Below are 16,955 nucleotides of genomic sequence, written 5' to 3'. Positions count from 1 at the left end.
CCGTCACTTGCCGCAGAGGTCGATGCCGTTGGCACACGCCTTCTGGATGTTCTTCTGGTGCTCGGCGTCGGTGACCGCGAAGGCGGAGTGGCCCTCCTTGTCGATCGCCACGAAGAACAGCCACGGACCCTCAGCCGGCTTCATGGCCCCGGCCAGGGCCGACTTGCCCGGGCTGTTGATCGGACCGACCGGCAGGCCCACCACGGTCTCGGTGTTGTACGGGTTCTTCGGGTCGCGCATCTCGGCGTCCAGCAGCTTGCCGGAGTGCTTCGGGTCCTTGCCGTTCAGCTCCAGCCAGTAGTTCGTGGTCACGTCGAACTGGAGCGGCATCTTCTCCTTGTACGCCCGGTTGTAGGCGACCCGGGAGACCTTGGGCAGGTCCTCGGCGATGCCGGCCTCGGCCTGCGACAGCGACGCGACGATCAACGCCTCGTACGGGGAGACGTCGAGATTCTTCTGCACGTCGTCGGCGAACCCGAGCTCACCGGTGACGGTGAGGAAGTGGTCCACCATCGAGCGCAGGATCTGCGTCGCGGAGGCCTTGGGATCGAACTCGTAGGTGTCCGGGAAGAGGAAGCCCTCGGCGGTCTTGGAAACCTTCTTGCCGTCGCCGCGGTTGAACCACCAGTCCGGGACGCCGAGCGCCTCCGGGTCCTTGGCGGCGGCCGCGAAGTCCTTCGCCGGGATACCGGTGGCCTTGGCGAGCAGCTCGTACGTCTGCTTGGCGGTCTTGCCCTCGGGGATGGTGACCCCCTTGGCGATCCGCGCCTTCGGGTCGAGCAGCAGCGTCACGGCTTCCTTCGCCGCCATCTGCTTGCGCAGGTTGTACGTCCCCGACTGGATGTTCTTGCTGCGGGGCTCTTCCTCGGCCGCGTTGGTGAACGCCTTGGTGCTCTTCACGACGTCGGCCTTGACCAGCTCGTTGCCGATCTCGGTGAGCGACGCGTTCTTCGCCACCGTGATCTGAACCGGGTCCTTGCCTGGGCCGTCGTAGTCAGCCGCGACGAAGAACCCGCGGACCTTCGTGTAGCCGAAGTAGACGCCACCGCCGAGGACGGCCAGCAGGACGAAGGTCAGCGCGAACGCGACCGCGGACCGGCCGCCGCTCTTCTTCGCCCGATGGCGCCGCGGTTTGCTCTGCTCAGCGTCCTCGTCGAACGCCACATCCAGCTCGTCGATCATGTCGTCTGCCTCCGCTGCCCGTCCAGCCGGCTCCGCAGAACTCCATCGCGGTCACCGCATCGACTGCCGCGTGTCACCAACCCACGGGTAGTGACCACGTCGCCGTCCTCCCCGTCCGCCGGGTCAAGACCCGGTTACTGACGCGCACCATACCCATATCGATGGCCCGCCGCCCACCCCCGGCACCCTGTGATCGTTCGCCGGTAACTCTGCGTTGTGGCGCAATCTGGTCAACGCATCGGGGATACGTACGAAACGCCGTCAACAGATCGGGATGCCGTTCTTGCAGGCCTCCTGAATGTTCTTTTTGTGGTCGTCGTAGGTCTCGCCGTACGCCATGGCGCCCTTCTCATTGACCGTCACGAAGAAGTAGTTCTTGCTCTTCGGCGGGTTCATCGCGCCCTTGAGCGCCACGTCGCCGGGATTGCTGATCGGACCGATCGTCATCCCCTTGGCGTTGTAACGGTAGGGATTGTCCGGGTCATGCAATTCCGACTCGAGCAGCTGATCGGAGGACTTCGCCTCCTTGCCGGTGATCCGCAGCCAGTAGTTGACCGTACTGTCCAACTGGAGGCATTCGCAGGGAAAGTTGCCGGTGTAGGCGCGGTTGTAGAGCACCCGGGCCACCGGGGCCATGTCCTCGTCCAGCAGCGCCTCGACCTGGGCGATCGAAGCGGCCACCAGCGCCTCGTACGGCGAGATCTTCAGCTTGGCGGTCACCGTCTCGGCGAACTTCAGCTCGGCCATCTCGGCGTTGAAGTTGCCGACGAGGAGCTTGAGGATGTCGGTGGCGGTGGCGCCCTTGGGGAGCTCGTACGTCGCCGGGTACAGGAAGCCCTCGATGTTGGTCTTGTCGACCTTCTTGCCGTCGGTGCGCTTGAACCACAGGGCCGGCACCCCGAGCTTCTGCGGCGCCTTGCCGGCCGCCTCGAACTCGGCCACCGGTATCCCGGACGCCTTGGACAGGCGGTCGTAGACCTGCTGGTAGGTGAGGCCCTCGGGCAGGGTGACCTTGTTGATGTTCTTGTTCTTCAAGTCCAGCAACATGATCAGCGCGTCGTCGGCCTTCATCTCCTTGCGAAGGATGTACGATCCGACTTGAATGTTCTTACTGTCGGTATTGTCCTTTGCAGCGTCGACAAAGGCCGCGGCGCTCTTCACCACACCGGCCTTGACCAGGCTGTTGGCGATGTCGGTCGCGCTGTCGCCTTCGCCGACCTCGACGATGGCCTCACCCGTGCCCGGGCCGGCGTAGTCCTCGGCGGAGAAGAACCGCTGGTAGCCGTACCAGGCGCCGCCGCCCAGCACGCCGAAGAGCAGCAGAACCACGGCGAAGGCGAGAACAGCTCGGCCCTTCCCCTCGGGTTTGCGATGTCGCCACCGGGCGGGGTCCACGCCCGTATCGAACGCGAATCCCACTTCTTCGTCGCTCAACTACTCCTGCCTCCGCCGCGCGTTCAGCCAGCTCTGCAGGATCTCGACAGCGGCCGCCTGATCGACGACCGCACGCTGACGTTTGCCACGGACACCGCGCTCGGCCAGCCGCCGGGTGGCGACCACGGTGGACATGCGCTCGTCGGAGAGCACCACCGGCAGCGGGTCGACCAGCGCGGCCAGCCGCCGCACGTACGCCCGGATGTGACCGGCCGCCACGCCCTCGCGCCCGCTCAGGTCCACCGGGAGGCCGACCACGATCTCGACCGCCTCGTACTCGGCCGCCAGCCGGGCCAGCTCCACCATGTCCTTCGGCGTGCCGTCCTCGCCGGTCTCCCGGTCCCGGGGCACGGTCGCCACCGGACTGGCCAGGATGCCGTCCGGGTCGCACCTGGCGACCCCGATCCGCACCTGGCCCACGTCCACGCCCAGGCGTACGCCCCGAGTGAAGCCCTGCGTCACGCCACGCGCCTCCCGTCCCATCAAGATCCGACGCGAAGAGTAGTCGAAGCACGCTCAATGATCACCCCCACGCCTGCTCAAAAGCGCGTAACCGCTGTGAACAGACATCGGGCCCGTCACCAATAGTGACGGGCCCGATGCGGAGATCAACCGTCAGGCGGCGTCTCCGACCGCCTGCTCGACCGCGGCGAGCAGGCGCGGCGCCTCCGCCGCCGGCACGCCGCCGCCCTGCGCCAGGTCGGCGTTGCCGCCGCCCCGGCCGGACAGCGCGCCCTTCACCAGGTCCGCCGCGGACAGGCCGCGGCTCTTCGCCGCGCCGTTCAGCGCCACGATCAGCGACGCCTTGCCGTTGGCCCGGGAGACCACCGCGACCACCGCCGGGCGGGCCGCGTCGATCTTGCCGCGGATCTCCTGCGCGAGGGTGCGCACGTCGTTGCCGGCCGCGCCCTCCGGCGCTTCGGTGCCCACGTACGCCACACCGCGCAGGTCCTTCGCCTGGTCCGCGAGGGCGCCGGCGCCGCCGAGCACCATCTGCGCCCGCAGCTTCTCCAGCTCCTTCTCCGCGTCGCGCAGCGCCGTGACGGTCTGCTCGACCCGGTCCGCGACCTGGTCACCGGGCACCCGGAACATCTCGGCGAGCCGGGACACCAGCAGGTGCTCCTTCGCCAGGAAGCCGAACGCGTCGATGCCGACGAGCGCCTCGACCCGGCGGACACCGGAACCGATCGACGACTCGGTGAGGATCTTCACGAGGCCGAGCTGACCGGAGCGGGCCACGTGCGTACCGCCGCAGAGTTCACGCGCGTAGTCACCGACCTCAACCACGCGGACCTCATCGCCGTACTTCTCACCGAACAGCGCCATCGCGCCGAGCCGGCGCGCCTCGTCCTGGGAGGTGATGAACGCGTGCACCTCGAGGTCACGCAGCAGCACCTCGTTGATCTGCTGCTCGACGTCGAACAGCACCGACGGGTTGACCGCGCCCGGGGTGTGGAAGTCGAACCGCAGCCGGCCCGGCGCGTTCAGCGAACCCGCCTGGGTCGCCGACTCGCCGAGGAAGTTCCGCATGGTCTGGTGCACCAGGTGGGTCGCGGTGTGCGACCGCGAGATCGCCTTGCGGCGGTCGATGTCGATCTCGGCAAGACCACTCTCACCGGTACGCACCTCGCCCTGCACGACCCGCGCCCGGTGCACGATCAGACCGGGGATCGGCTGCTGCACGTCGACGACCTCGAGCCGGCCGCCGCCCACGTTGATCAGACCGGTGTCCGCCTGCTGGCCACCGCCCTCGGCGTAGAACGGGGTGGTGTCCAGCACCAGCTCGACGAACTCGCCCTCGCCGGCCACCTCGACCCGGCCCTTGTCGCCGATCAGGGCACGCACCCGGGACTCCCGGGTGACCTCCTGGTAACCGGTGAACTCGACCGGGCCGCCCGCGTCCAGAGCGCTCCGGTAGGCGCTCAGGTCCGCGTGACCGGTCTTGCGCGCCGCCGCGTCCGCCTTCGCGGCCGCCTGCTGCTCCTTCATGAGCCGGCGGAAGCCGTCCTGGTCGACCTGGAGGCCCTGCTCCTGCGCGATCTCCAGGGTCAGGTCGATCGGGAAGCCGTACGTGTCGTGCAGCTTGAACGCCTGCGAACCGGAGAGCTGCTTGCCGCCCGACTTCTTGGTCTCGGTGATCGCGGTGTCCAGGATCGTGGTGCCCGCCCGCAGCGTGGACAGGAACGAGTCCTCCTCCGCGTACGCGTACGAGGAGATCCGGCCGAACTCCTTCGCCAGCTCCGGGTACGACGGGGACATGCAGTCACGCGCGATCGGCAACAGGATCGGCAGCGCCGGCTCCTGCCAGCCGAGCAGGCGGATCGCCCGGATCGCCCGGCGCATGATCCGGCGCAGCACGTAACCGCGGCCCTCGTTGGACGGCACCACACCATCGCCGATCAGCATCAGCGCGGTCCGCACGTGGTCGGCGATCACCCGCAGGCGTACGTCGTCCGGGTGCGACTGGTTCGCCGCGTGACCGGAGCGCACGCCGTACTGCTTGCCGGTCATCTCCGCGGCGCGCGCCAGGATCGGGCGGACCTCGTCGATCTCGTACAGGTTGTCGACGCCCTGCAGGATCGAGGCGATGCGCTCCAGGCCCATGCCGGTGTCGATGTTCTGCTTCGGCAGCTCACCGACGATCGTGAAGTCCTCCTTCGACTTCACGTTGTTGATCTCGTACTGCATGAAGACCAGGTTCCAGTACTCCAGGTACCGGTCCTCGTCGACCTCCGGGCCGCCCTCCTTGCCGTACTCCGGGCCACGGTCGTAATACAGCTCGGAACACGGGCCGGCCGGGCCCGGGATGCCCATCGACCAGAAGTTGTCCTTCTTGCCGCGGCGCACGATCCGCTCGGCCGGCATGCCGGTCTGCTTCCAGATCTCGATGGCCTCGTCGTCGTCGAGGTAGACGGTCGCCCAGATCCGCTCCGGGTCCAGGCCGAAACCACCCTGCTCGACCGGCTTCGTGGACAGCTCCCACGCCAGCGGGATCGCGCCCGCCTTGAAGTAGTCGCCGAACGAGAAGTTGCCGTTCATCTGGAAGAACGTGCCGTGCCGGCTGGTCTTGCCGACCTCGTCGATGTCCGGCGTACGGATGCACTTCTGCACGCTGACCGCCCGCTTGAACGCGGGGGTCTGCTGGCCCAGGAAGTACGGCACGAACTGCACCATGCCGGCGTTGATGAACAGCAGGTTCGGGTCGTCGATGGCCGGCAGCGGGGCACTCGGGACCACCGTGTGCCCGTTCGCCTCGAAATGCGCCAGATAGCGCCGCTTCACTTCCGCCGTCTTCATCGAATTCCCTCCTGCGAGCCGGGCCCCGCGTCCTCACGAAGCTCGGCGAACTTGTCCTCGTACAGCTCCCCGGCGGCGAACGCCTCGTGGATCTGCTGCTCCCGCTCGGCCATGCCGTCGCGGACGTCTTCCACGAAGCTACGCAGCGATTCGACGAGGCCGCCAGCGGATTCCGACAGCGAGGTGGCGATCCCGCTAGGAGTGAACTCGTTGGCCTTCTGGTTGAGCTTGCGGACGACGATGGCGCCGACGGCCAGGCCGACGCCGAGCCAGAGCAGGCGCTTCATGGCGGCGTTCCCTTTCGCGTTTCGATATCGACGGGTGGCTTAGCGGGCGGCCTTGCGGCGCTGCTTCAGGGAGGCACGAACCTCACGCTCGTCCTCGGCGTGCCGGCGCGCGGCGGCGGCCTTACGCAGGCCGTACCCGAACGAGGCGACCTTGACCAGCGGGTTGGCCGCGGCGGCGGAGACGACGGTGACCAGATTCGCGACGTTGGCCGTGATGTTCTGGGCGTGCTCGGTCATCGTGTCCACCTTGGCGAGCTGCACGTTCACGCCGTCCAAAGAGACCTGGACCTGGCCCAGAGCGGTGTTCACGTTCTCCACCGTGGTGTTCACGTTGGTGAGCAGCGGGCCGGTGCGGTCCACCACGTCGTTGATCGCCCGGGTGGTGGCGTCCACGGTGCGGCCCAGCTTGAGGATCGGCACGGCGAGCACGAGCACGAGCATCAGGAAGGCGCCCGCCGCGATCAGACCTGCGATTTCTCCGGCGTCCATGTAGCGCGTCTCCTCTTCGGGTGGTCACGGGTTCGGCGGGACAACTAGCAGACCCTACCGTCCGTGACCACCGCGCGCGTCACGACGCCTCGGGTGTCGGCTCCAAGAGGGGTGAGTCAGCCGGCAACGTCGGGTCCGGAGTCACTCCGACGGGGCCGGGAGCCTGATCGGTCTTACCCCGCTGATCCGAGATCGTGTTCTGCACCTTGATGTTGACCGTCGATCCGACGCACTCCTCGGCGGCGGCCGCGCCCTCCACGGCCTCCTCGGTCCCCGCCTCCGGCGTGGCCTGTTCCACCGCGCAGCCGGGCAGGCTCACGTACAGGTCCAGAGTGAACTCGTCATGCCGCCAGCAGCTGTAGGTGCCCTCTTCCGGGTTGATCGGCGTCTCCGGGCAGTCGGCGACCTGCCACTGCGTCCAGCCGGCGTCGGTGAGCGCCTTCGCGTACGCCTGTGAGGTCTCCTTGAACGGCTGGTCGGACTCGGCGATCCGCTCCCGGAACCGGCATTCCAGCAGGCACCAGCGGCTACCGCTGCCCTGGTCCTCGACCTTGGTGGCGGCCCAGGACGGCACTTCCAGGTCGTCCAGGGAGGAGAAGACCGGGTCGCTGCTCAGGGCCCGGATCCCGAAGAAGGCGGGCAGCACCAGCAGCACCAGCGCGGCCAGCGAGATCAGCGTCACCTGGCGCATCTGCCGCTCGGTACGCATCCGCTGCCGCAGCTCGGCGCCGGCGCCGCGCAGACCGCCTTCGCGCCCCTCACGAGGCTCGGGCAGCAGGTCGTCCACCGGTCCGACCCGGCCCGGCACGCCCGCGCCCAGTGCCCGTGACGGCCCGCTGTCCGGGCCGCCGGCCGCGTGGCCGGGTGCCGCGGCGGCGCCGATCGCGCCGGAGGGCAGTGTGTCCGAGCTGACCGACGCGCGCCCCGGCGCGCTTTGGCTTGGGGCTGCCGCGCGCCCCGGCGCGCCTTGACCAGGAGCTGCCGCGCGCCCCGGTGCGCCTTGACCAGGAGCTGCCGCGCGTCCCGGCGCGCCTTGACCAGGGGCGTCGGCCGGCGCCACTCCGGCGCGGCCGGCACCGCGGCCCGCTGAGGTGACTCCTTCGGCGAGCCCTTGAGGAGCACCGCTGTCGGAGCCCGCCGCGGTGCGCCCGGCCTTGCCACGGCCACGCACCGGGCCGCTGTCCGGACCGGCACCCATGCCCTGAACGGGCCCGGCGTCCGGGCCGGCCGGTGCCCGGCCGGGCACGGCCGCACCGGCACGCGCCGCTCCGACCGCCGCACGTCCCGAACCCATCGGTTCCCGGCCGGGAGCGCCGTGTCCCGGCGCGCCCGGTCCCGGCATGTCTTGTCCCGGCGGCATCGCACCGCCGCGTGCGGGGCTCGGCTCGGTGCCGCGGCCCGGCGCACCCGACCCCGGTGCTACCGCACCCCGCCCGGCACCTGGCTCACCGCCCCGAACCGGTGCGCTATGACCGGGCACCACCGCGCCCCGCGCGGAACCCGGCTCACCACCACGGCCCGGCGCACCCGATCCCGGCGCTACCGCACTCCGCCCGGGACCCGGCTCATCGCCCGGCACGCCCTGGCCCGGAGCTGCCAAACCCCGCTCGCCACCGCGGCCCGCCGCGCCCTGACCCCGGGCTGCCGCGCCTCGTGGGGAACCCGGCTCACCGCTCCGGACCGGCAGTCCCTGACCCGGCACTGCCGCACCCCGCGCGTGGCTGGGTTCGGTACCGCGCCCAGGGACGAACCCCGGGGCGCCCGCGCCCATCGCCGCTGCGGAACCGCCGTCCGGGCCGGCCCCGGCTCGTCCCGGCGCTCCGGAGATCGGGCGCGCGGAACCGCCCGGCCCACGGCCGGGCATCGTCTGATCATTATCGGGCACGACCGCGGCACGGCCGGGCACGGCGGCACCCGCTCGGGCCGCACCGGCCGCGCGCCGCCGGCCCTGCTCGTCGATGTTGCGCGACGGCTGCCCGAATCCGTCCGGCCGGCCATCGCCGTGCGCGCCGGTGGTCTCGGTGAATTGCTCGGCCGATCGGGGCCCACCCGGGCCGTCCGGCCGGGCCGCACGGCGGCCGGGGCCGGGCTGTCCGGGCACGGCCGCGCCTCGTTCCTGGTCCGCCTGCGGCGGGACTCCGGTGCCTCGGTCCACCCGGCCGGTACCGGGCCGCTGAATCACACCGGAGGTGCTGTCGGCCATCGCGCCGGCCCGTCCGGGCACCGCCGGGGTACGCGCACCCTGGCGCCCGGGAACGACCGGTGGGACAACCGCGGCCGCGGCCCGGATCGGCCGCCCGTCGCCGGGGCCGATCCGCCTGGGTCCGGGCACGCCGGCAGGCCCGCCCGGCTGTTCCGGAGCACCCGGGTGCCCGCCGCCCTCGGGTTCGGCCGCCCGTCGCCTGCCGCGCGGCTCGCCGCCAGACCGCCCGGCACTGTGCGCCCCGGTCTCGCTGCCAGGCCGATTCAAACCATGCGCCCCGGTCTCGCTGCCAGGCCGATTCAGCCCGTGCGCGCCCGTTTCGGCGCCGCCGCGCGGGCCGTCCGGGACTCCGTGGCGCCCGGCGCGCTGGTCGCCCGAGACCGGCGGGGCGGCGTGTCCCGCCCGGTGTCCGGTGTCCTCGGCGGGCGCGGCGTGTCCGGCACGGCCGTGCCGGCCGGTCGACTCGCCGGGGGCGTCGCTCTGCTCGGCGCGGGCCCGGCGGCCACGGGACCGCCCGGAGCGTTCCTCCCCGGCACCCGGGATGCCGGAGACCGGACCCGACGGGTTCAACCCGCCCGAAGCCGCACCTGGCGTTCTTGGAATCGGACCTGACTGGTCAAATTCACCCGAGGCCGCGCCCGGTGTCCTCCGGATCGGACCCGACTGATCAAACCCGCCCGAAGCCGCGCCCGGTGTCCTCCGGATCGGACCCGACTGATCAAACCCGCCCGAAGCCGCGCCCGGCGTCCTCGGAATCGGACCTGACTGGTCAAACCCACCCGGCTTACCGAGAAGATCGAAGCCGCTCGGGATGGCGCCGGATTGATGCGCCTCGTCATAGCCGCGCGGCAACGGACCGGACGGATCCGCGCCAGGACGGCCGGGAGAGATGGGGTCCACCGGACGGAACCGATCCCGAGCGGGCCCGGCCGGAGACATCGGCCGCACGCCCGGGGAAGTCGGGCGAACGCTGGGCGAGGTAGGGCGCACGCTGGGCGCCGCACCGCGGGACGGCGGGATCTCGGGGGCATTGCCCGAGAGCGGAACGGGCGCCGCACCAGAGGGCGGACCGCTGAACGCCGCGCCCGGACCACCGGGCTCAGCGTCGAACTGTCGCCGCCCCTGCCCGGGTTCGGGCGTGGCCGGCGGACGGGCGGACTGCGGAGGCGGGCCACCGCGGCGCGCGCCTGGCAGGGTGTTTCCCGGTGCCTGTCCGGCCGGCGGCTGACCCGCAGCGGACGCACCGCGCGGCATCTGCTCGGGCACGCCGGGCGGCATCTGGAGGCCCGATCCGCCACGCGGCATCTGCTCGGGTACGCCGCGCGGCATCTGACCGGGAATGCCCGGCGCCTCGCCCGGGACCTGACCGGGTGGCCGCCGACCGTGCGGTCCGGCCTGTCGCGGACCGTTGCCCGGCTCCCGCTCCGGCGGGACCGAACCGGGCCGGCCGGGGCGACCTCCGGGCGGAGCTGCCCCGGGAGCCACCGGAACCGACCGCTGACCAGGACCAAGCTGACCAGGACCAGGCTGACCAGGACCAAGCTGGCCACGACCGGGCTGACCAGGACCAGGCTGACCCGGGCCGAAACGACTGGCTCCGGGCTGACCAGGCGACACCGGAACTGAGGGCTGACCAGGCACGATCGCCGGCTGACCCGGCTGGCCGGGTGGGATCGGGCCGGAGCGCGCGCCCGGCGACACCGGAGCCGGGCCTACCGGACCGGAACGTCGCCCGGACGGCGCCGGAGGGCCGGATCGCTGGGCCGGACCAGGCGGCACAGCACCAGGAACCGGCGGCCGACCAGGAACGGACTGCTGGGCCGGACCGGGCGGCACAACACCAGAAACCGGGGGCCGACCAGGTACGGACTGCTGCGACGAACCAGGCGGCACAACACCGGAAACCGGCGGCCGACCAGGGCCGGGCTGCTGGATCGGGCCGGATCGGCCCTGGCCCGGCACCACCGGGCCGGACCGCTGGCCCGGCGGGTTCTGCCAGGCGCCGGTGGCGTGCTCGCCCGAGCCGTCCTGCCAGCCGGGAGCGCCGCCGCGAGAGAACTCTTCCCCGGGAAGGGAGAGGTCGTCGTCGGGGGCGTCATCCGGGCCGGGCGCGACCCGTCCGGACTTGCTGGTGCGGCCTTCGCCGGGGGACATGCCGGGGCCGATCGCGGAGCGGTCGTGCTTCGCCGTACGGAGGTCGTCGAGCCAGCCGGTCTCCTCCTGCGGGATCTCCTCGGGGACGACCGGCTGCTCGGGCCGGCCACGGCCGAAGCGACGACCCTTCTTGCCGGCGTCGTCGTCGGGCCGATCGGCACCCCGCGCTTTCACGGCTGTTCCTCCCCGGCGCTCGCGCCGCTGTCGTCTGTCCGCTTCTCGTCACCCTCGGCGGCAACCGGGGCGACACCATCCGTCACGACGCCCGGACTCTCCGCGATCACGTCCGAAACGGAGTCCGCCGAAGACTGTGACGCATCCTCGGCCTGAGCACCACCCGCCGCGCGGTCCGGCGTACCCGCCGAAGCGGTAACCGACCTGGTCACGGCTGGAGTTACGGCTCCGAGGCCGCGAACGATCCGGCGGAGCCGCGGCACGCGTTCCCCGACGGCGCGTTCGGCGCCGTGATCGGTCGGCCGATAGTAATCCGTGCCGACGAGATCATCCGGCGCGTACTGCTGGCGGACCACGCCGCGCGGATCGTCGTGCGGGTAGCGGTAGCCACGGCCGTGCCCCAGGCCACGCGAGCCCGGATAGTGGGCGTCCCGCAGGTGCGCCGGAACCGCCCCGCCGCGACCGGCCCGCACGTCCGCCATCGCGGCGCCGAGCGCGGTGGTCACGCTGTTGGACTTGGGCGCGGTGGCCATGTGCACCACGGCCTGGGCCAGGTTGAGCTGCGCCTCGGGCAGGCCGATCAGCTGCACGGCCTCGGCCGCCGCGGTGGCCACGAGCAGCGCCTGCGGGTCGGCCATGCCGACGTCCTCGCTCGCGAAGATGACGATGCGCCGGGCGATGAACCGCGGATCCTCGCCGGCGACCAGCATCCGGGCCAGGTAGTGCAGCGCCGCGTCCGGGTCACTGCCTCGCATGCTCTTGATGAACGCGCTGGTCACGTCGTAGTGCGCGTCGCCGTCCCGGTCGTAGCGGACGGCCGCCACGTCGACCGCCCGTTCCGCGGTGGCTAGGTCGATCTCCTTGACGCCCTGGGCGAGCGCGGACCCCGCTGCCGCCTCCAGCGCGGTCAGGGCTTTGCGGACGTCGCCGGACGCGAGGCGTACCAAATGGTCTTCTGCCTCGTCGGAAAGGGTGACTGCGCCGCCCAGGCCGCGCTCGTCGGTGATCGCGCGCCGGATCAGACCGCGCACGTCGTCGGAGTCGAGCGCCTGAAGCGTGAGCAGCACGCAGCGGGAGAGCAGGGGCGAGATGACCGAGAAGTACGGGTTCTCGGTGGTCGCCGCGAGCAGCGTGACGGTCCGGTCCTCGACCGCCGCGAGCAGCGAGTCCTGCTGGGTCTTGCTGAAGCGGTGCACCTCATCGATGAAGAGCACGGTCGGCGGCCCGCCGTAGCGGCGCTCGCGGCGGGCGGTGTCGATCACCGCGCGCACGTCCTTGACGCCCGCGCTCAGGGCGGACATCGCGACGAACTTGCGGTCCGTGGCATGCGCGACCAGGTGCGCGATGGTGGTCTTGCCGGTGCCGGGCGGACCCCAGAGGATCACCGACATCGGGCTGGAACCGGTGACCAGCTGGCGCAGCGGCGCGCCCGGTGCGAGCAGATGCTCCTGGCCGACCAGCTCGTCGAGGCTGGCGGGACGCATCCGGACCGGCAGCGGGGCGTCGGCGGCGGGCGCGGCGAATCCGGCGGGGCCGGCACCGGTCGGTGCCGCGGACCGCACGTCCGGTTGCGCGAGTGAGAAGAGCCCGTCCGTTTCCATCGCAATCGACAGTACCGGCCAAGCGAGGATGATCCGAAACGCGGCTGGAAGCGCTCCCGCCTGCCCTCACGCAGAGGACAGGCGGGGTCACGCAGTGAACTTTTTCGTCGTGGCACCCGGCCGTGCGGCCCTGGCAACCTGGAAAGTTCAGGGGTCAGCCGCGGCCCGGGCGGCGGCCGTAGAACCGGCGACCGGAGGAACCGGTGCCCGCCCGCGGGCCGCTGCCGACGCCGGCCAGGTAGAGCGAGAGGAGCAGCAGGCCGAGCGAGGCGAGCGTGGGGAAGTTGAACAGGTCGGGTGCTCCGAATTGGGTGTCCAACAGGTCGGCCAGAAGCCAGACACCGAAAACGACAGCTGCGGCGATGGCAAGCATCGGTTCCTCCGGGGGATCAGAGAGCCAGTGACCCGCTGATACCCGCTTGGGAGTGCTCCCGAAACTCCACCTTCGGCTTCATCAGATAGAGCGGCGCCGCTGCGGCTAGCACGATCGCACCGGTCACGATCGCGGCCGGCGTGCCGGCCTGAGCCGCCACCACGGTCAGCACGATCGCGCCGAGCGCGAAACCGGGCTGGCCGACCATCGAGTTCAGCGACAGCAGACTGGTCCGGAACTCCCCCTCGGCCAACCGGTGCAGCATCCCGGCGTGCACCGGGTCGGCCGCGCCGTGCATCGCGTAGCAGAGCAGGAACGCTCCGATCACCCCGGCCGGCCCGGCGAGCAGGCCCATGCCGACGATCGTCACGGCGTGCACGATCTTCAGCGTGAAACCGGTCCATCCCGGCCCGAGCCGCTTGGCGAGCAGCGGCACCAGCGCGGCGCCGCCCGCCGACGCCGCCCACCCCACCGAGTTGACCGGCCCGAGCAGCGCGCCGGCCGCGCCCGGATCGGCCATCACCTCGCTGAGCCGGACCGGCATCAGCTTCTCGAACGTGACCATGCCGAAGCTCCAGAAGAACTCCACCATGATCAGCGCGAACACCACGCGGGAGCGGCGTGCCAGACCCAGCGCGGCGCCGATCGCCGCCGGCACGCCCCGAACCGATGCGGCCAAGGCCGCGATGCCGCGAGCTGGGCGCTCCTCGGTCATCAGCAGCGCCACCGCCACGGTGCTGATCAAGCTGAGAACCAGGGCAACCATGACCGGTACGGTCAAAGCGCTCACCGGCCCGATCGGACCGAGCCACACCAAGCCCCCGCTGGCCAGGGCCGCCCCGGCGATGGACAGTCCGATCACCACGCCGCTGCGGCTGAGGCCACCCTCGATGTCGGCTTCCGGGTCGGCGGCCAGGGCATGATCGACATACCAGGCCTCGAGGGGCCCGGAGTCCAGCGCCCGATAGATGCCCTGGAGCAGGTAGACCAGCGCGAAGATCGGCACCGAGTCGGCGACCAGCCACAGTCCCACCGAGGCCAGGTTGACCACGCCGGCGATGAGCAGCACCGGCCGGCGGCCGACCGCGTCGGAGAGGCCGCCGGTCGGCAGCTCCAGGAAGAGGACGGTGATCCCCTGGATGGCGGCGACCGCGCCGACCTGGGCGATGGTGAGGCCACGCTCGAGCGGCAGCAGCATCATCACCGGGATGAGCAGGCCGACCGGGAACCAGCGGAGGCCGGCCAGCAGCAGATAGCGGAAGCGCGCTTGCTCGACGGTCATCAGTCCTCCTCGGCCGGCGCCGGGCCGCCCTCCGGGCGCGCCGCATCGTCCTCAGGGCGCGGCACGTCGTCGTCCGGGCGCATCGCGTCGTCCTGCGGGCGCGGCGGAAGGTGGGCGTCGTCCGGGTGCTTTGGGAGCGCTGCCAGGTAGAGCGCGACGTGCCGGGCGCCCGGTCGTGGGGCCGCCTTCGCCGCCGCCACGTGCGTCTCGACCAGTTGCTCGATGTCGCCCATCAGGGCACGGACCTGGTCCGGATCCATGTGGAGCAGGTAGTCGGAGAGCTCGCCGGTGTCCCGCCACTCGGCCGGCTCGTCCGGCAGGCCGCGCCGCCACTGCTCGGCCAGCTCCACGAACCGGTTGACCTGGAACGCCTCCAGCCACTCGGCGGCGGCTGTCGCGTCCGGGTCGTCCAGGTAATAGCTGCGGCGCCAGCTCGACATGTCGTGCGCGGCCCGCCACCAGCGCTGCCGTCCCGCGCCGGAGCGCTCCTCCTCGACGACGAGACCGGCCTCCGCGAGCTGCCGCAGGTGGTAGCTCGTCGCGCCGGTGTTGGTGCCGAGCACCCCGGCCAGCCCGGTCGCGGTCGCCGGCCCCTCGCCTCGCAGCCGACCCAGCAACCGGACCCGCAGCGGATGCGCAAGCACCCGGATCTGCCGCCCAGTGAGGTGCACCTGACTAAGTTCGTCCGCCATGTGTCCACAATATCTATGCACAACTTCTTTGCAAAGTATTTGTGCATAGCCGGTCTTGAGGTGAACCGAGGTTGAGGTCGCACAGTCGGGACATGACTCTCGACGAAGCGCTGCACCGGCTCCGCGACACCGGCCCGGAACGAACCGGCTGGCTCTCGAACCACGCGCCGATGGCCGTCGAGGCACTGGTCCGGCACGGACGCGCGGACCGGGTGCACCGGTGGATCGACGGCTACCGCGACCAGCTCGAAGAGACCCCGAGGGGCATCAGCCCGATCCCGGACGACGAATGGCGCGACCCGCTCGGCGATCCGGTACGCACCGGGGACTGGATCGCCTTCTTCGACCGGGCGCTGCGAGCCGAACCGTGGCGGGACGTGCTCGCCACATGGTGGCCGCGGCTCCTGCCGGGTATCGCCGCCGGAGCCACCCACGGCGTCATCCGGGTCGGGCACGCGGTCCGGGCTCTGCTCGAGCAGGAAACCCCGGAGCGGGTCGCCGAGCTCGGGCAGGGACTCGCCTACTGGGCGGCCCGATGGCAGCCGCTCGCTCCGCCCGGGCGTGGGCGGTACCCGGCCGGTGATCCCCGGGCGGCGCTCGACGCCGTACCCCGGGTGCCGGATCAGCGGTCCGGGATCCGGAACCGGCTCGCCCAGCTCGCCGGCCTGCCCGGCTGGCCGGAGACGACCGGCGCGATCCCCGGAACCGGGCCGGCGCCGGATCGGCTCCGGGCGATCGTCGCGGCGGCCGTCCTGCGGCACCGGCGGTTCGGCTATGGCAGCCCGGTCATGCTGGTGCATGCCACGACGGCACCGGCGGCCGTGCTGCGCTCGCTACCGGCTCTCCCGGCAGAACTCGCCGGGCCGAGTCTCGCCGCCGCGTGGGCCGCATCGGCGGCGGTGACGGCCGCATACAGCCCCGCGGTGCCGGAACCGGCGGGCGCCGATCTGGTCGCCTCCGCGGCCGACGTCTTCGACCAGGCGACGGTCTCCGGTGACGCGCACGCCATCAAGTTCGCCGACGCCGCGATCGAGGCGTGGCAGGTCACCGCGGACCCGGCCCTGCTCGCCGCGGCTGGTCATGCCACGACCCTCATCACGGCCCCGGAGTAGTCGAGCTGAACGCTGAATGCTCACCGGCCGCGGCGCCCGGTGCCGTTTCCCGGCGCCGGCGCTGCGGCCCGGTGTTGCCGGCGGTCGCTCAGGGAGAGCGGGGACGGGGTGGTTTTCGGTGACGGCCGATCCGCGTACCCCTCAATCGGCCAGTTTGAAAAGCAAGGCCGTCTCCCATTTGTGCATGTCGGGCTGCTCGGCCGGGTTGGTCATCAGCATCTCCAGCCGGCACCCCCACTCCTCGCCGGTGGGTGTGGGGGTCATGTCCCAGCTCAGGCCCTGGTCCTGCGCCCAGTCCAGCAGGCGGGCGGTGACGCTCATCAGCTCGTCGGGGTGGCCGATGTGGATGAGGGTCGCATAGCGGCCGGCGGGCAGCACGCCGGGGAAGTCCGGCGCCTCGACGTCGACCGGCTCGGTGACCGGGATGCCGGCCTCGACCACCATCTCGGCGGCCATGTCGATCACCCGGTACCGGAAGAAGGGTGCCCCGGCGATCGGTATGCCGCGTGCGGCCAGGCCCTCGAACATGGTGGGAAGGTGGTCCGCCACGCGTGCGAACTCCGTCATGGTGATCGACTCGCGGCGGCCGATGTACGGCTGCTCGGCGCGCTGAACGATGGTGGGTTCCACCACGCCAGTCTCACAGGACCGGCGGCCGGGCGCAGTCCCGGCCGC

The 16,955-nt window shown here is 71.6% G+C and carries 13 protein-coding genes and 1 pseudogene; 2 read left to right on the top strand and 12 right to left on the bottom strand.

Annotation, left to right across the window (positions count from 1 at the left end; genetic code table 11):
- Positions 1–3 precede the first annotated feature (3 nt).
- The 7 genes from mltG (I4J89_RS32625) to I4J89_RS32595 all read right to left on the bottom strand — a co-directional run bounded on the left by mltG (I4J89_RS32625) (position 4) and on the right by I4J89_RS32595 (position 7,476).
- Entirely contained in the window at positions 4–1,182 is a 1,179-nt protein-coding gene (mltG, locus tag I4J89_RS32625; protein WP_196417983.1) for an endolytic transglycosylase MltG, read from the bottom strand.
- Positions 1,183–1,443: 261 nt separating this feature from the next.
- Positions 1,444–2,616, bottom strand: a complete 1,173-nt coding sequence (gene mltG, locus I4J89_RS32620; protein WP_196417982.1) for an endolytic transglycosylase MltG — start codon at positions 2,614–2,616, stop codon at positions 1,444–1,446.
- Positions 2,617–3,078 (bottom strand): Holliday junction resolvase RuvX, encoded by a 462-nt coding sequence (ruvX, locus tag I4J89_RS32615; protein ID WP_309238567.1) that lies wholly within the window; start codon positions 3,076–3,078, stop codon positions 2,617–2,619.
- 153 nt (positions 3,079–3,231) lie between these two features.
- Positions 3,232–5,913, bottom strand: a complete 2,682-nt coding sequence (gene alaS / locus I4J89_RS32610; protein ID WP_196417981.1) for an alanine--tRNA ligase — start codon at positions 5,911–5,913, stop codon at positions 3,232–3,234.
- Positions 5,910–6,200 (bottom strand): hypothetical protein, encoded by a 291-nt coding sequence (locus tag I4J89_RS32605; RefSeq protein ID WP_196417980.1) that lies wholly within the window; start codon positions 6,198–6,200, stop codon positions 5,910–5,912. The genes alaS and I4J89_RS32605 overlap by 4 nt, the downstream gene beginning before the upstream one ends.
- Before the next feature lie 39 nt (positions 6,201–6,239).
- Positions 6,240–6,689: a DUF948 domain-containing protein gene (locus I4J89_RS32600; RefSeq protein WP_196417979.1), complete on the bottom strand. Its 450-nt coding sequence runs from the start codon at positions 6,687–6,689 to the stop codon at positions 6,240–6,242.
- Positions 6,690–6,768: 79 nt separating this feature from the next.
- Positions 6,769–7,476: a hypothetical protein gene (locus tag I4J89_RS32595; RefSeq protein ID WP_196417978.1), complete on the bottom strand. Its 708-nt coding sequence runs from the start codon at positions 7,474–7,476 to the stop codon at positions 6,769–6,771.
- A gap of 681 nt (positions 7,477–8,157) precedes the next feature.
- Here I4J89_RS32595 and I4J89_RS32590 point away from each other — a divergent pair.
- On the top strand, positions 8,158–9,504 hold the full coding sequence (locus I4J89_RS32590; protein ID WP_196417977.1) for a hypothetical protein: 1,347 nt from the start codon (positions 8,158–8,160) through the stop codon (positions 9,502–9,504).
- Positions 9,505–11,216: 1,712 nt separating this feature from the next.
- Here I4J89_RS32590 and I4J89_RS32585 read toward each other — a convergent pair.
- From I4J89_RS32585 to I4J89_RS32570, 4 genes and pseudogenes are all read right to left on the bottom strand, one after another.
- Complete coding sequence (locus I4J89_RS32585) at positions 11,217–12,821, bottom strand: replication-associated recombination protein A (protein ID WP_196417976.1); 1,605 nt, start codon at positions 12,819–12,821, stop codon at positions 11,217–11,219.
- A gap of 154 nt (positions 12,822–12,975) precedes the next feature.
- On the bottom strand, positions 12,976–13,194 hold the full coding sequence (locus I4J89_RS32580; protein WP_196417975.1) for a hypothetical protein: 219 nt from the start codon (positions 13,192–13,194) through the stop codon (positions 12,976–12,978).
- Between the two features lie 16 nt (positions 13,195–13,210).
- On the bottom strand, positions 13,211–14,476 hold the full coding sequence (locus I4J89_RS32575; RefSeq protein ID WP_196417974.1) for an MFS transporter: 1,266 nt from the start codon (positions 14,474–14,476) through the stop codon (positions 13,211–13,213).
- Positions 14,477–14,607: 131 nt separating this feature from the next.
- Positions 14,608–15,168: pseudogene (locus I4J89_RS32570) on the bottom strand (helix-turn-helix domain-containing protein); the annotation flags it as partial.
- Between the two features lie 92 nt (positions 15,169–15,260).
- Here I4J89_RS32570 and I4J89_RS32565 point away from each other — a divergent pair.
- On the top strand, positions 15,261–16,280 hold the full coding sequence (locus tag I4J89_RS32565; protein WP_196417972.1) for a questin oxidase family protein: 1,020 nt from the start codon (positions 15,261–15,263) through the stop codon (positions 16,278–16,280).
- A gap of 141 nt (positions 16,281–16,421) precedes the next feature.
- On the opposite strand, the gene I4J89_RS32560 is transcribed toward I4J89_RS32565, so the two are convergent.
- On the bottom strand, positions 16,422–16,910 hold the full coding sequence (locus I4J89_RS32560; RefSeq protein ID WP_196417971.1) for a GyrI-like domain-containing protein: 489 nt from the start codon (positions 16,908–16,910) through the stop codon (positions 16,422–16,424).
- Positions 16,911–16,955 lie beyond the last annotated feature (45 nt).

The organism is Actinoplanes aureus, assembly GCF_015704865.1.
GTDB lineage: Bacteria > Actinomycetota > Actinomycetes > Mycobacteriales > Micromonosporaceae > Actinoplanes > Actinoplanes aureus.
This window is presented reverse-complemented; position numbering and strand designations above follow the sequence as displayed.